Source organism: Streptomyces sp. NPDC088197, from assembly GCF_044741185.1.
In the GTDB taxonomy this organism is placed as follows: Bacteria; Actinomycetota; Actinomycetes; order Streptomycetales; family Streptomycetaceae; genus Actinacidiphila.
The window spans coordinates 353,705-366,655 of sequence record NZ_JBIUSD010000003.1 but is presented as its reverse complement, the minus strand read 5'-3'; the positions used below and the strand labels follow the sequence as shown (position 1 = coordinate 366,655).

Annotated in this window: 11 protein-coding genes; 4 read left to right on the top strand and 7 right to left on the bottom strand. The window is 72.4% G+C overall.

What is annotated here, in order from left to right; genetic code table 11:
* Nucleotides 1–7: 7 nt before the first annotated feature.
* The 3 genes from ACIOC1_RS10065 to ACIOC1_RS10055 all read right to left on the bottom strand — a co-directional run bounded on the left by ACIOC1_RS10065 (nucleotide 8) and on the right by ACIOC1_RS10055 (nucleotide 2,219).
* Nucleotides 8–580, bottom strand: a complete 573-nt coding sequence (locus ACIOC1_RS10065) for a hypothetical protein (RefSeq protein WP_401853177.1) — start codon at nucleotides 578–580, stop codon at nucleotides 8–10.
* 87 nt (nucleotides 581–667) lie between these two features.
* Nucleotides 668–1,150 carry an SRPBCC family protein gene (locus ACIOC1_RS10060; protein WP_401853175.1) on the bottom strand — a complete coding sequence of 161 codons (483 nt, stop codon included), beginning with the start codon at nucleotides 1,148–1,150 and terminating at the stop codon, nucleotides 668–670.
* 70 nt (nucleotides 1,151–1,220) lie between these two features.
* Entirely contained in the window at nucleotides 1,221–2,219 is a 999-nt protein-coding gene (locus ACIOC1_RS10055; protein WP_401853173.1) for an SDR family oxidoreductase, read from the bottom strand.
* A 206-nt stretch (nucleotides 2,220–2,425) separates the two neighbouring features.
* Here ACIOC1_RS10055 and ACIOC1_RS10050 point away from each other — a divergent pair, with 206 nt between their 5' ends.
* Entirely contained in the window at nucleotides 2,426–3,025 is a 600-nt protein-coding gene (locus tag ACIOC1_RS10050; RefSeq protein ID WP_401853172.1) for a TetR/AcrR family transcriptional regulator, read from the top strand.
* A 4-nt stretch (nucleotides 3,026–3,029) separates the two neighbouring features.
* On the opposite strand, the gene ACIOC1_RS10045 is transcribed toward ACIOC1_RS10050, so the two are convergent.
* Nucleotides 3,030–3,704 (bottom strand): response regulator transcription factor, encoded by a 675-nt coding sequence (locus ACIOC1_RS10045; RefSeq protein ID WP_355345359.1) that lies wholly within the window; start codon nucleotides 3,702–3,704, stop codon nucleotides 3,030–3,032.
* A gap of 134 nt (nucleotides 3,705–3,838) precedes the next feature.
* On the opposite strand from ACIOC1_RS10045, the gene ACIOC1_RS10040 reads away from it, so the two are divergent.
* The 3 genes from ACIOC1_RS10040 to ACIOC1_RS10030 all read left to right on the top strand — a co-directional run bounded on the left by ACIOC1_RS10040 (nucleotide 3,839) and on the right by ACIOC1_RS10030 (nucleotide 9,532).
* Nucleotides 3,839–4,204: a nuclear transport factor 2 family protein gene (locus ACIOC1_RS10040; RefSeq protein WP_355345356.1), complete on the top strand. Its 366-nt coding sequence runs from the start codon at nucleotides 3,839–3,841 to the stop codon at nucleotides 4,202–4,204.
* A 591-nt stretch (nucleotides 4,205–4,795) separates the two neighbouring features.
* A complete protein-coding gene (locus ACIOC1_RS10035) occupies nucleotides 4,796–5,464 on the top strand; it encodes a hypothetical protein (RefSeq protein WP_401853168.1) in 669 nt (222 codons plus the stop codon).
* 360 nt (nucleotides 5,465–5,824) lie between these two features.
* The gene (locus tag ACIOC1_RS10030; protein WP_401853166.1) at nucleotides 5,825–9,532 is read left to right on the top strand and encodes a LamG-like jellyroll fold domain-containing protein; all 3,708 of its coding nucleotides are present in this window, start codon (nucleotides 5,825–5,827) and stop codon (nucleotides 9,530–9,532) included.
* Between the two features lie 27 nt (nucleotides 9,533–9,559).
* Here ACIOC1_RS10030 and ACIOC1_RS10025 read toward each other — a convergent pair whose 3' ends face one another.
* Genes ACIOC1_RS10025 through ACIOC1_RS10015 form a run of 3 tightly spaced genes read right to left on the bottom strand, consistent with a single transcriptional unit; the run spans nucleotide 9,560 to nucleotide 12,707 of the window.
* Entirely contained in the window at nucleotides 9,560–10,927 is a 1,368-nt protein-coding gene (locus ACIOC1_RS10025; RefSeq protein ID WP_401853164.1) for a sensor histidine kinase, read from the bottom strand.
* Nucleotides 10,924–11,655, bottom strand: coding sequence for an ABC transporter permease (locus tag ACIOC1_RS10020; protein WP_401853163.1), 732 nt, complete (start codon nucleotides 11,653–11,655; stop codon nucleotides 10,924–10,926). Before ACIOC1_RS10020 ends, ACIOC1_RS10025 begins: the two co-directional genes overlap by 4 nt.
* A complete protein-coding gene (locus tag ACIOC1_RS10015) occupies nucleotides 11,652–12,707 on the bottom strand; it encodes an ATP-binding cassette domain-containing protein (protein ID WP_401853161.1) in 1,056 nt (351 codons plus the stop codon). Before ACIOC1_RS10015 ends, ACIOC1_RS10020 begins: the two co-directional genes overlap by 4 nt.
* Nucleotides 12,708–12,951: the final 244 nt, after the last annotated feature.

Below are 12,951 nucleotides of genomic sequence, written 5' to 3'. Positions count from 1 at the left end.
TCCCTGGCTACCGCCCGCGGGCGGACGTCTTGTGCGGGAGGCCGCGGATGTAGGGGGCGAAGAGCAGGGACCAGTTGCCCACGGCGTGGTGGGCGCGCAGTGTCTGTTCGGCCTCTTCCGCGTCGGCGGGGAGGTCGGCGGGGAGGTCGGCGGGGACATCGGCCGGGAGGCCGGCTGCTGGGAGGTCCGCGGGGGCGTGGCCGTCCCATTCGGTGGCCGCGTCGAGCAGGTACAGCAGGTGTCCGGCCGCCGGGCCCGCGTCCCCGGCCTCCAACGCGCTCGTGGTGAAGGCGCGCTGTTCGTCGCGCCACACCAGGTCCGAGCTGTCGACGGCGGACGCGACCAGCTCCGCCCAGTACGCCTCGTCGTGGGCGCCGGTGCGCTGCCGCATGTGCCGCGCGGCGAACCGCGCCATGGCTCCCGCGTCGTCGATCAGCGGGGAGAGCACCTGGTCGGAGGTGAAGTCGAAGCCGAACCAGAGGCGGCGGCCGTCGAGGACCAGCGATTCGATCCCGCCGACCACCTCGGTACGCCCGGCCAGCCCGGCCTCCGTATCCGCCGCCGCGTCCTCGACCGCCATGGTGGCCCCCTCATCGCTCGTTCCCGCTACCGCCGGAGTCTGTGAGGAGTTGTCTATCGCACGGCACTGACACCCGCGGGGGCGCCTTTACGGCCGTCCGGCCGCTTCGAGCAGGCTCTTGAGCCGGGCCAGGTCGGCGGTGACGGACTCGGCGTCGCGCCGGAAGTCGTCGTCGCTCGTCTCCGGCTGTCGCCGAAGCGTGAAGACGACCTCGCTGGCCGGGCCGTCCGCGACCACCCGGACCGGGTTGGAGACGGTCTGCCCGGAGGGCAACGTGACGTCGTGGTCGAGCACGCCCCACTCGTTGGCGGGCGAGAAGGCGACGGTCACCCGCCCCAAGGGGGCGGATCGCGCGACCCATTGACCGTCGATCTCCTCGATCGAGCCGCCCAGCCCGTGCGCCCACTCCGGCAGATTCGCCGGGTCCGAGGCGTAGTCGTAGACGTCCTTGACGGGACGGTCGATACGGATGCCGAGGTGCCGGGATTCCCTGCCTGCGCCCTTCCTGCTTGAGCCGTCCCTGCCTGCGCTTTCCGTGCCTGCGCTGTCCGTGCCGTTGCTGTTGTCCATGACCGCGACGCTACGGCCGACCGGCGCCGTTTTCTTGAACGAATCGGACATCGCGGGAATCCCGCGGCGCTCAGCGGAAGTAGTGGCCGTCCTTCAGGTCCGCGAGCAGGCCGGGGCGGGTCGGCTGCCAGTCGAGCAGATCGCGCGTGATCCGCGCGGAGGCGGGGCCGTCGACGGCCCAGAAGCGGCCGAGCCAGCCGACGTACTCCCCGGCCTGCTCGGCCGTGACGGAGACGGCGGGGACGCCGAGGTGCGCGGCGAAGATCTCGGCGACCTCGCGGATCGGTACGCCCTCGTCGGCGACCGCGTGCAGCACGGAACCGGCGGGCGCGGATTCGAGCGCGAGGCGGAACAGCCGGGCGGCGTCGTCGCGGTGGACGGACGGCCAGCGGTTGGCGCCGTCGCCGACGTAGGCCGCGGCGCCCTTCTCGCGCGCGAAGCCGATCGCGACCGGCACGAACCCGTTGTCGCCGGTGCCGTGCGTGGCGGGCGGGAGGCGTACGACGCTGGAACGGACGCCGTGGCCGGCGAGGGCCTGGACGTAGTGGGCGTTGCCGATCCGGCCGCCGGAGCCGCTGATCGGGGCGTCGGTGCTGTCGGTGGCACCGGTGCCGTCAGTGCCGTCACCGCCGTCGGCGCTATCGGTGTCGCCCTCCGTGCTCGCGGCCCGCGCGAGACCGTCGCGTTCGGTGGCGACGACGCCGGGCGCCAGCCCGAGCACGCCGAGGATGCCGGAGGCGATGACGAAAGGCTTGTCCGTACCGGTCAGGGCCTCGCCGAAGGTCTCGATCGCCGCGCGGTCGGCGTCGGTGGCACCGGCGAAGTCGCCCGCGAAGGCGATGTCGTGCTTGAACGCCAGGTGGACGACCCCGTCGGACGACGCGGCGGCATCCCGCAGTGTGCCGAGGTCGTCGAGCGACCCCGGCAGGACCTCGGCGCCCGCGGCCCGCAGGGTCCGGGCGGCGGCATCGGAGCGGGCGAGCCCGACGACCGAGTGACCCGCGGTGATCAGCTCGGGTACGAGCCCGCGGCCGACCCAGCCCGACGCTCCTGTGACGAAAACGCGCATGGGGAACCTCCAGAAAGGGGCGCGCCCGTCCGGCGGATCCGTAGCGGGCGGCCTTGCGGTCACCCTCTATTCTTTGTACGGTCGTGCAAGAAAAGTCAAGCGGTGACGGCGGCCGGTGCGCGAGGGAGGATGGACGACGGCGGACCGCGACGAACAGGACGGACCGCGACGAACAGGACGGACCGTGACGGTCGCGACGGACCGTGATGATCACGAACGACCGCGACGATCAACCGGAGGCAGCGATGGCGGGGCGCCCCGTCGACCACCAGCGGCGCGCGGAACTGCTCGACGCGGTGGTCGACTACACGGTCGAGCACGGCTTCTCCGAGGTGTCGTGGCGGCCGGTCGCCGCCGCCCTCGGGGTGTCGCCCACGACCCTCGTCTACCGCTTCGGCACCAAGGAGCAGATGCTCCAGGCCGTCCTCGGGCGCCTGCGCGAGCGCATCTTCCAGGCCACCAACGAGACGGCCGGACACCAGCCCGATCTGGCGACGTCCGTACGCGCCGTCTGGCGACGCGCCTCGGACCCGCGCCAAGGCGCCGAGTTCCGGCTCTTCTTCGCCGTCTACGGGCGGGCGCTCCAGGCGCCCGAGCAGTTCTCCGACTTCCTCGACCACGTCGTCACCGACTGGATGAACGCCCTGTGCGCCGCCCAAGGACCCGACGTATCACCCGAGTCGGCAGTGCGTACGGCCACCCTCGTCATCGCCACCGTTCGCGGCCTGCTCCTCGACCTCCTCGCCACCGGCGACCGCGCCCGCGTCGACGACGCGGCCGAAGCGTTCCTCGCCTCGCTGGCGTGAGGGGTCAGAGCCAGCCGTTCTGGCGCGCGTGGCGTACGGCTTCGATGCGGTTACGGGTGCCGGTCTTGCCGATGGCCGCGGAGAGGTAATTGCGCACGGTGGACTCGGAGAGGAAGACGCGGGCCGCGATGTCGGCGACGGTGGAGCCGTCCGCGGCGGCGTTGAGCACGTCGCGCTCACGCGGGGTGAGCGGGCTGGGTCCCGCGCTGAGCGCGGCCGCGGCCAGCGCCGGGTCGATGACGCGTTCGCCGCGCAGGACACGGCGGATGGCGTGGGCCAGTTCCTCGACGGGCCCGTCCTTGACCAGGAATCCGGCCGCGCCCGCTTCCATGGCGCGCCGCAGATACCCCGGCCGGCCGAACGTGGTGAGGATGAGCACCTGGCACGACGGCAGCCGCTCGCGCAGCTCCGCCGCCGCGTCGAGGCCGCTGCGCCCCGGCAGTTCGATGTCCAGCAGCGCGATGTCCGGCCGCGCCTCCAGCGCCTCCGCCACGATCCGGTCCCCGGCGGCCACCTGCGCGACGACCTCCAGGTCGTCCTCCAGATTCAGCAACAACGCGAGCGCGCCCCGCATCATCCCCTGGTCCTCCGCGAGCAGCACCCGCGTGAGCGCCCCGTCCCGCCGGTCGCCGTGCTCGCCGCCCCGCTCCCCGCCCTGCCCTGTCTCCCCGTCGGTCATCCCCCCACCCTAGACAGCCGTCGCCCTAGGCAGCCGCCACCCTAGACAGCCCCCGCCCGCGCGGTCCGCCCGCCGTGTCCGGGACATGGCTCGCACGGCGACTATTGCCGCGAGTGGGCTGGTACTACTGGTACATGCATGAAGAGACCGCGCAGTCCGCGATCGACACGTTCATCTCCGCGTTCAACGCGTCGGACGACACCTATGTGACCGGGCTGCTCTCCCAGGCCCTGACCTCGGATGTCCTCTTCTGGGGGCCGTTGGGACGCAGCGAGGGGATCGAGGCGGTCGAGCGCTTCGTGCTGGACATCCGGCGCCATCCGGCGGGGGCCGGCACGATGGAGCGCTGCTCGGCGGTGGACATGCCCGACGAGTGGGCCCGGTACGAGTGGGTCTTCACCACTCCCGACGGAGGCCCCCGCCTGACGGGAACCGACGTCGTCCATCTGCGGCGGAGCCTCATCGACCAGGTCATCGTCTTCGCCGGAGAGATCAAGTAGGCCGATTCCCCCCGCCGCCCCCGAGTTCCCCACGACGTGACCTCGGCGAGGACGTCGTGCCAGGGGAGGGCACCGGGATCGGCCGCCTCGCCGGAAGAAGCCGCCTCGCCGGAAGCCGCCTTGGCGGGGCGCCCGGACCAGAGCCGTACTCCCGTACCGCGCCTCGGACGCGAGCCGTACTCCCGACCGCGCCTCGGACGCGCGGACCGGCTCCCAGGAGCCCGCCGAGAACACTCCGGCGAGCTCGTGCACGGCGATGAAGCCGGCCACACCGCCCTCGGGGTCCGTGCGGTCCGGGCGCTCGGTGAGGGCTTGCCACAGGATGTACACGTTCGGCAGCCGCACCTCGGGCCGGAACCGGTACGCGAGGCGTTCCCGCCTGATCGAGCCGATGCGCGGCAGCCGCACCCGGGCGAGCGGGACGACCTCGCGCGCAGATCCGATGATCTGAAAGAAAAGCCCTAGGTGTCCCGCCACGGGGTAGCGGTCGGGATGGGAGAAGGTGGCCTCGTCGGGCACGCGGTTCGCGGGAGGACGGTGCCGCACCTTTTCCGGTTGGGCCGCAGGCACGTCGTAGAGGAGTGAATTCGTATGACGGATGACGTCTTCGGGAGTTCCGAGGCATTGAGGGAACTGACGATCCACGACCGGCACGGGCAATTCATCGGCCGGGTCAGCCATGTGTACGTGGACGACTGGGACCGTCGGCCGCAGTGGGTGACGGTGAGGACCGGGATGCACGGCTTCGAGGAGACGTTCGTCCCCTTGGCAGGCGCCGAGCACGAGATCGGGCGCGACACGGGCGGCGGTGTGCTGCGGGTGGCGTACGACCTCGACACGATCAAGGCCGCGCCGCGCGAGGACGCCGAGCAGCACCTCGGACTCGACCAGGAGCAGGAGTTGTACGTCCACTACGGGCTCCTCCCGCCGGAGGGCCAGGCGTCCGGCGCCCCGGGCGTGGGCGCCGACCGCCCCACCGCCCCCCTCACCGGCCACGACGAGGGCATGGACGACATCCAGGAACTCTCCGACGACCCGGCCCCCGCCCCCACCCGCTCCCGTCTCCGCAAGGCCACCCCCGCCGAAACCACCCCACCCGCATCCACCCCCTCCGAGCCCCCCACCCCTGCGGAGCCCGCCGCCTCCTCCGAGACCCCCACCCCCTCGGAGCCCGCCGCCTCCTCCGAGACCCCCACCCCGACGCCCGAGGCGACCCCCTCCACCCCTCCGCCCCCTCCCGCCCCCGACGACAGGTCCTAGAGATCGACCCCGTTCTTCACCGGCGGCGGCTACGAGTCCGGGGTCGGGGCGCGGGGTGGGCTGGACTGGGCGGGGGTTGTGGCGGCGGACTGACCGGAGGAAAAGCGGATAAAGGGGCTGCGGGGGGAATTCGTCCCGGAATCCGGCCGGCGGAAAGGGTGGCGGGAAAAGGCTGTACGTACCTCGGGGTTCGTGAACCCCGAGGTACGTATCGGAGCAGGTGGCGGCAGGTGCAGAAGGCGGGATTCCACTTAATTTTTTCCTGAAAGGATTGACGCGCTTCGTTAGATGGACACAGAATCCACTTCGCTCATAGGGGAGTTCGGTGGAACGGGGTGGGGGCGGACTGTGAATATTCGTATGCGGCGCAGAGCGCGGAAGCTGGCGTGGCGGGGGGTCGCGGTGGGGGCGGCGGCCACGGTGGCGTGGGCGGGGCTGACGCCCCTGGACGCGACGGCGGACCCCGCGCCCGGCCCGCAGACCGAGGCGCAGCGGGACCTGGACCAGGCGCAGGCGTCCGGGCAGCCGGTGGAGGTGGTGGGGGCGCGTACGGAGAACACGACGACGTACGCGAATCCCGACGGAATCACCATGCGGCTCGACCAGTTCACGGCCCCGGTACGGGTCGCGCGGGCGGACGGCTCCTGGGCCGAGCCGGACGCGACCCTGGCCAGGAAGGCCGACGGGAGCCTGGCTCCGAAGGCTGCCGTGGTGGATCTGGCATTCTCCGGCGGCGGCACCGCCCCGTTGGTGACGATCGGGCGCAACGGCCGCACGCTGGCCTTCAGTTGGCCCGGCACGCTGCCCGCCCCGACGCTGGACGGCGAGAGCGCCGTGTACGCCGACGTGCTGCCGGGCGTGGACCTGCGCATGACGGCGACCACGCAGGGCTACCGCGAGGTGCTGGTGGTCAAGACGCCGACCGCGGCGGCCAATCCGGCGCTGAAGCGGATCGAGTTCGGGATGCGCGCCTCCGGCCTGGACGTCAGCGACACCGCGAGCGGCGGCCTGAGCGCGGTCGGCCCCGACGGGCAGGAGCTGTTCACGTCCTCGGCCGCCCAGATGTGGGACTCGCTCGGTACGGCGTCCGCCCCGGTCGACAACCCGGCCGCGCCCACGGCGAAGACGGCGCCCACCACAAAGGCCGCGCCCAGCGCCAAGACCGCGCCCACCACCAAGGCCGCGCCCACCACAAAGGCCGCGCCCAGCGCCGAGGCCGCCGAGGCCCTCGCCCCCGAAGACGGCCCGGCCCCCGGCGCCACCACCGCCACCACCCCGCTGGACGTCACCGGCACCTCCGTCGCCGTCGTGCCCGACCCCCACCTCCTCGCGGCCAAGGACACCGCCGCGTACCCGCTGTACATCGACCCCGACGTGTCGCTCGCCTCGGGCGCCCCGCAGCGCACGCTCCTGCGCAGCGACGGCTACAGCAGCTACGGCTGGGGCAACGGCACCAACGGCGAGGGCGACGGCCACTGCGGCTCCTGGAACGGCTACTACTGCGGTCCCGGCTACACGCAGCGGCTCTACTTCCAGTTCACCCCCGGCGCCCTCAAGGGCAAGAAGGTCCTGAAGGCGACCTTCCGCGTCACCTCGCCCTGGGCGTTCCAGTGCGACGCGCGCTGGACGGACCTGGAGCGCACGAACAACTTCTCGTCGTCCACGACCTGGTCGTCACGTCCCAAGGAGCTCGACCTGATGGTCGACCGTTCCTTCTCGGCCGGCCGCGGCTCGACCTGCGACCCCAACTCCCCTGACGCGCCGATCGAATTCGCCGACAACCCGGACGAGACGAATGAGAATCTGACGCCCACGGTCGCGGACTTCGCCGCGGGCAAATTCGCCAAGCTCACCCTCGAACTGCGCGCGCACGACGAGTCCGACACCTCCGCGTGGAAGCGGTTCAAGAACAACGCGGCGCTGTCCGTCAACTACGTGGCCAACCCCGCGCTCCCGACGAAGATCGGTCTGGTCACGGGCAGCGGCGTGGTGTGCTCGACCAAGAGCGCCGACCCGTCGGTGATCTCCGACCCGACGCCCGCGCTGTCGTCGGTGCCGCAGACGGCGGCGGGCGGCGAGTCGGGCGCGCGGCTGCGTTCGGTCTTCAGCATGGACAAGTACACGGCGTCCAGCGCCACCTGGTCGAGCGCGTTCAGCGACATCGTGCGGCCCGCGACCGGATTCGTCGGCGACAACGTCTCACCCGGCGTCGCCACCGCACCGACCCTGACCGACGGGACGCTGTACCGGTACCGCACATGGACCCGTTCGTACTACGACAACCAGAGCAGCTATCTGGCGGGACCGTCCAACGGCTCGACCACCGGCTGGTGTTACTTCAAGGTCGACTCCACCGCCCCCAAGGCGCCGACGGTCACCTTCGCGCGAACCTACAGCGAGTGCCTGCCCAACACCTGTGTTCCGGCGGGCGGTCCCGGCGTGGAGGGCAAGGTCGTCTTCGGGCCCGCGTCCGGTGACACCAACACCGCCTACGAGTACAAGCTGTCCTCGTCCGACGCGTGGATCGCGCTCGCGGCCGGGGTCACCAGTGCGACGATCACCCCGCCCGCCTCCGGCACGTACCACCTGGACGTCCGCGCCAAGGACGTCGTCGGGCGCTGGGGAGCGGAGACGGTGAAGGACTTCCTGGTCGCGGCCGGTGCGGGCCCGGTCGGGCAGTGGAGCTTCGACGAGAGCGGCGGCCAGGCCGTCGACACCTCGACCACCGTGGCGGCGCAGCAGCACAACGCGACGCTGTCCGGCACCGGCGCGGTCCGCGACGCCAACGGCCGCCGCGGCGACCTGCCGGACGGCAACGGCGGCAGCACCCCGGACAAGGGCCTGCACCTGGACGGGACGTCGGGGTACGCCTCGACAGCGGGGCCCGTACTGGAGACCCGCTCGGCGTACACCGTCTCGGCGTGGGTGAAGCTGGACACCACCACGCCCAACGGCATCGTGCTCTCCCAGGACGGGGTGACGTACAGCCCGTTCATCCTCGCCTACGACCACGGCCTGGGCACCTGGTTCTTCGGGGTCAAGCAGCAGGACGCCAACACCGGCACGGCGTACTACGGAGTGGCGGCCAAGTCCCCGCCCAGGACCGGGGTGTGGACCCACCTGCTGGGCAGCTACGACCCGGCGACCTCGCAGAGCGCGCTGTACGTGAACGGCGTGCTCCAGGGCACCGCGACCACCACCGGCTCGTGGTCGGCGACCGGCGCCTTCCAGATCGGGCGGTACAAGTGGGGGACGTACCAGTACAACTTCCCCGGCAGCATCGATGAGGTGAAGGTCTGGCAGCGGACGCTGACCTCGCAGGAAGCCTCCGACGAGGCGCGGCTGCTCGGCACCGACGGCAAGGCCCAGGTCGAACTGACCGCGGCCTGGGACCCGTCGGGCGCCTCCGGCACCACCCTCGCCGACACCGCCTCCGGTTACGGCCGCACCCTGACCACCTCGGGCGGCGCCACCCTCGACGGCGACACCATCGCCCTCGACGGCGCCACCGGTTCGGTCTCCACGCCCGGCTCCGTCGTGGACGACACCGGCTCCTTCACGGTCACCACCCGCACCCAGCTCGACGCGGCGGCCCTGGTCACCCACCCCGTCGGCTACACCGAACAGATCGCGGGGCAGCGCTCGGCCGACGGCTCCTCGTGGGGCGTGTGGTTCAAGTACACCGGCACCACCACCACACTGGACGACGACGGCAATGTCATCACCGTCCCCCAGGGCCAGTGGCTCTTCGGCCGGGTCGCCACCGACGGCACCTTCACCGGCGCCGTCTCGCCCAACGACGACCCCAGCGGCGGCAGCGCCGACGGCACCGTCCAGGTCACCGGCGTCCTCGACGCCCAGTCCGGCGCGGTCAGCCTCTACCTCGGCGACAACCTCCAGGACACCCAGCCCTTCACCGCCGTCCAGGGAGCGGGCGACTTCACCGGCGGCCGCGCCTACGTCGGCGCGACCTGGGGGCACTACCTGGCGGGCCAGATCGAGGACATCCGCGTCTGGTCGGGCGCGATGACCGACTCCGACCAGATCACGTCGGTCATCGACGGCTGACCCCGGTCGGACGGCGGCCCCGGCCGGTCAGCGCGCCGACACGGCGTGACCGGCCGGGACCGCGTCCTCCTCCACCGGGAGGGCGGCCGTCAGGCGGAAGCCGCCGTCGGCGGCCGGGCCCGAGGTGAGGGAGCCGCCGGCGGCGGCGAGGCGTTCGGTCAGGCCGCGCAGGCCGGTACCGGTGCGGGTCCTGATGTCGCCGTCCTGACCGGACGGCGGCGGACAGGACCCGCGGCCGTTGTCGCTGATGGTCAGATGGGCCCGGCCGCGCCCGGTGGCGAGTTCGATACGGGTCAGCGTCGCGCCGCTGTGCCGGACGACGTTGGTGACGCCCTCGCGGACGACCCAGCCGAGCAGCGCCTCGGTCTGCGGGGGCAGGGGCGGGCCCGACTCCTGGACGACGACCTCGATGTCGGAGGCGGTCAGGACGGACCGGGCCCGGTCGAGTTCGGTGGACAGGCTGCCCTCGCGGTAGCCGGTGACGGCCTCGCGGATCTCGGTGAGCGCCTGGCGGCCGACCGCCTCGATGTCGGCGACCTGGGCGAGCGCCGCGTCGATGTCGCGCGGCGCGATCCGGCGCGCGGCCTCGGACTTCACCACGACCACCGACAGGGTGTGCCCGAGCAGGTCGTGCAGGTCGCGTGAGAACCGCATCCGCTCCTGGGCGACCGCGCTGCGCGCCAGTTCCTGCCGGGTCTCCCTGAGCTGGGCGACGGCGTAGGAGAGCGTGATGATCACCGAGACGACCAGGCCGGACAGGAAGGTGCCGTACGCCAGGCCCGCCGTGCCCCAGAAGCCCTGGCCGTGCGTGCTCGCGGTGACTCCGGCGGTCGCGCTCAGCGGCGTCAGCATCAGGCCGAGGCCGCGGCGGGTGGAGGCCACGGCCCCGACGCTCAGCGAGACCAGCGTGTACAGCAGCAGGAAATTCCCGCCGTAGGCGATGGCCAGCGTGGCCGTACAGACGGCCAGCGCACCCAGCAGACGGTACGGGACCGGCCCCCCGCGCCACCGCTCGTGGAAAGCCGAACGGACCGTGAACACGTACAGGAGGCAGAACAGCGCGAGGCCGCAGCCCGCGAGCCAGGGGGCGGGGACCTGGCCCTGGGCGATGTCGGTGCCGGGGCCGATGACCATCAGCAGCCAGGGGTAGAGCGCGTTGCCGTCGGGGGACTTGATGTGCTCGATCTCGCGGGCGAAGTCGTGCGGTGTGCCGCGCCGCCACCAGGCCCTGCCGCACGGCTTGTCCGTGCTCTCGGCCGGGTGGTCCGCCCCGCCTGCCGGGCGGTCGGTCACGCCGTCGGCCATGCCGCTGTTCGCCGCCATGGCGGTCACCGTCCCCGTTCGGTACGCGCTGTACGTGTCCCGGCGGGAGGTCGCCTGCCGCGTCGTCGTCATGCGGTCCGCGCACCCCGCCGGTAGGAGAGGACGGCGTAACCGGCGAAGACGACCAGCCATCCGCCGAGCACGGCCACCGTACCCGCGCCGGGCGCGTGCCGGTCAAGCACGCTCCAGCCGAGCTGGCCGAAGCGCTGGGCGGGCGTCCACTGGGAGACCCGGGCGAGCCAGCGCGGGAAGGCGTCGACCGGAATCCACAGGCCGCCGACGATCGACAGGCCCATCATGCAGGCCATGCTCGTGACGCCGGTGGTCTGCGCGGTCAGCCCGTAGCCGTTGCCGAGGCCGAGCAGGGTGAAGGGGATCGTGCCCACCCACAGCAGCAGGGCGGTGGCGACCCACTGCCAGGCGGCCAGGTGCACGCCGTTCACCAGCGCCCCGGCCAGCAGGACGGCGCAGATCGCGGGCAGGACGGTCACCCCGGCGGTCAGCGCCCGGCCGACCACCACACGGAACGGGCTGAGCGGGGTGACGCGGAGCTGCCGCAGCCAGCCCAGACCCTTGTCCTCGGCGACGCCGGTCCCGATGCCCATCGACGCGCCGAGCGCGCCGTACGCCGCCATGCCGACCATGTAGTACCGCGCGTAGTCGATCTTGTCCTGGCCGTCGCCGCCGACCCCGAGGTTGGTGAAGAGCAGGTACATCAGCACGGGCATGGCGAAGCCCATGACGATGAAGCCGGGGTCGCGCAGGGCGCGCCGGACTTCGAGCTTCACGTACTCGGTCATCGGACGGCTTCCTTCTGGAGGGGATGGGCGGGGGTGGAGCGCGGCGCCGGGGATTCGGCGGCCGGGGTCCCGGTCGCCGGGTGAGGTGCGGTCAGGGTCAGGAAGGCGTCCTCCAGGCTGGCCGGGACGACCTCCAGACGGCGGACGCGGTCGCTCGCCGCGAGGGCGACGACGGTGGCGTCGGAGTCGGAGGTACGCAGCAGGGCCCGGTCGCCGCGGATCTCGACGGCGGTCACACCGGGCAGCGTGCGCAGGCCCGCGGAGCCGGACCCGGCGAGGTCGAACGAGACGAGCGTGCCGCCGACGGCCTGCTTGATCTGCTCGCCGGTGCCGTCGGCGACGGTACGGCCCTGGTCGATCACCAGGATGCGGTCGGCGTGCTCGTCGGCCTCCTCCAGGTAGTGCGTGGAGAACAGCACGGTGTTGCCGCGCGCCGCGTAACCGCGCATCGACCGCCAGAACACCCGCCGCGCCTCCACGTCGAGGGCGGCCGTCGGCTCGTCCAGCACGATCAGCTCGGGGTTGCCCGCGACGGCCAGAGCGAAGCGGAGCCGTTGCGTCTGGCCGCCGGACAGCTTGTCCACGCGGCGGCCCGCCAGCTCCGTGATCCCGGCCAGCGACAGCGCCTCGGCGACGGGCATCGGCCGCGGATACGTGGCCGCCACGAACGTCACCAGCTCCTTGACGGTGGCGCGCGGGATCGGCCGCCCGTCCTGGAGCATCGCGCCGACCCGCCCGGCCCTGACCGCCTCCTGCGGCGGGCCGCCGAACAGCCGCACCTCGCCCGCGTCCGGCCGGTCCAGGCCGAGCAGCAGGCTGATGGTGGTCGACTTCCCTGCTCCGTTACGGCCGAGCAGTGCCATCGTGCCGCCGCGCGCGATCTCCAGGTCGATCCCGGCCACGGCCCTGACCGGTCCGAAGCTCTTGTGGACGGCGGTGAAGCGGACGGCGGGCGAGGTGTCGGGCCGGGCGCCGGACGAGGTGTCGGACGAGGTGTCGGACGAGGTGTCGGGCGGGGTGTCGGGCCGGGGCGTGGACGGGGTTTTCTCCATGGCCACGACGCTACGGAGGGGGGAGGGGTGGCGGGCAGAGGGGAATGTCCGCAGGGGGGCAGGACAAATGTCACGGGTGCGGTGCCCCGGCGGGCGGGGCGGCCGGGAATCCGCCGCGTCGGCGGGCGGGAAGGGCCGGGAATCCCTCCAGCTGACGATGTGTCAGCTCTTCTCACTTCCTGGGCTTTGCGTTATACAGGGGCCATCTCTAGAACATGTTCTAGCCAGCGCCCCGGAAGTACCC